This window comes from Bacillus sp. AP8, from assembly GCF_000321185.1.
Classification (GTDB): Bacteria; Bacillota; Bacilli; order Bacillales; family DSM-1321; genus Bacillus_AD; species Bacillus_AD massilioanorexius.
This window is the reverse complement of the sequence record NZ_CAPG01000107.1, coordinates 1-1,237: the sequence shown is the minus strand read 5'-3', so window position 1 is coordinate 1,237 and position 1,237 is coordinate 1. Positions and strand designations below refer to the sequence as shown.

At 38.6% G+C, this 1,237-nt stretch carries 1 protein-coding gene; it reads left to right on the top strand.

Annotated elements, in window-relative coordinates:
• Positions 1 to 78 precede the first annotated feature (78 nt).
• Positions 79 to 1,208 (top strand): IS3 family transposase gene (locus tag BN349_RS22840; RefSeq protein WP_087960641.1). Its coding sequence is split into 2 segments (ribosomal slippage): positions 79 to 358 and positions 358 to 1,208, totalling 1,131 coding nucleotides; the frame shifts between segments, so codons are not numbered across the junction.
• Positions 1,209 to 1,237: the final 29 nt, after the last annotated feature.

Below are 1,237 nucleotides of genomic sequence, written 5' to 3'. Positions count from 1 at the left end.
TGGATAGGCTACACTAAGTTGGACAGATAAAATAAGGGCTTGTAAACTTAGACTATTAACTAAAGGGAGCGTGCTACTATGACACGTCAACGTCGAACTTTTACACCCGAATTTAAACTGCAATTAGTGAAGCTTTATGAAAATGGTAAATCTCGTACAGATATTGCCAGAGAATATGATATTACACCTTCTGCGTTAGATCGTTGGATTAAAAATCATAAAGAAACAGGCTCTTTCGCAGCCAAAGATAATCGAACAGAAGAAGAAAATGAACTGGCTCGATTACGTAAAGAAAATCAAAGATTATTGATGGAGAACGATATTTTAAAGCAAGCGGCGCTGATCATGGGACGAAAATAGATGTGATTCGAAATAACGCTCACAAATATTCAGTATCAGCAATGTGTAACGTCCTTAATCTACCAACGAGTACGTATTATTATCATGCCAATCTATCTAGCAAACGTGTGAAAAAAGCCGAAGATACAGAGATTTCAAAGGAAATTGCTCGTATTTTTAAAGAGAGCCGTAATAATTATGGCACACGTAAAATCAAGAAAGAGTTGGCCAAATTACCTCAACCAAAACAAGTTTCCCGTCGTCGTATAGGGCGCCTAATGAATGAACTAGGGCTGGTGTCAAACTATACGGTGGCTCAATTTAAGCCACATAAATCCAGTTGTAACGAAGCGCCAGTAAAAAATGAACTACAGCGTCAATTCAAGCAGGATGAACAATTAGCGGTTATTGTAAGCGATTTAACATACGTCCGTGTCGGAAAAAAATGGCACTATGTATGCCTATTTGTCGACCTTTTCAATCGTGAAATCATCGGTCATAGTACAGGCGTAAACAAAACGGCAGAGCTTGTGTATCAAGCGATTGCGAGCATCCAGGCGAATTTAAATAATGTCAAAATGTTTCATACAGACCGAGGAAAAGAGTTTGATAATAAACTAATTTCAGAGGCTCTTGAAGCATTTGGTATCCAGCGATCACTGAGCATGAAAGGATGCCCTTATGATAATGCCGTGGCTGAAGCGACATTTAAGGTATTTAAAACAGAATTCGCTAACGGAGCGCACTTCTCTTCACTTGAACAGCTCGCTCTTGAACTTGATGATTATGTTCATTGGTTCAACAATATTCGAATTCACGGAACACTGGGCTATTTAACACCTGTGGAATTCAAGCAACAGACCTTATAATTTTTGTCCAGTTTAGTGTTGACATACCA